The organism is Psychrobacter sp. CAL346-MNA-CIBAN-0220 (assembly GCF_040309805.1).
In the GTDB taxonomy this organism is placed as follows: Bacteria; Pseudomonadota; Gammaproteobacteria; order Pseudomonadales; family Moraxellaceae; genus Psychrobacter.
In genome coordinates, this window is sequence record NZ_JBEOPF010000596.1 from 1 (window position 1) to 247 (window position 247).

General features: G+C 59.1%; 1 protein-coding gene. It reads right to left on the reverse strand.

The genetic code is table 11. The features are described from left to right. Positions 1–247: pseudouridine synthase (locus AAEY88_RS14945; protein ID WP_350563654.1), on the reverse strand; the 247-nt coding region annotated here is incomplete at both ends.

Below are 247 nucleotides of genomic sequence, written 5' to 3' on the forward strand. Positions count from 1 at the left end.
GGTGTGCAGATGGCGCAACATGCTGCGCTTCTTGGCGATCATCAGCAGGCCAGACGTGTCGCGGTCCAGGCGATGAACCAACTCCAGCTCCTTGCAATCGGGGCGCAACTGACGAAAGGCTTCGATCACGCCGAAGTTCAAGCCACTGCCGCCGTGAACCGCAATGCCACAGGGCTTGTTGATCACGATCAGCTTGTTGTCTTCGAACACAATCGACGCTTCCAGGCGCTGCAACAGGCCTTGGGCC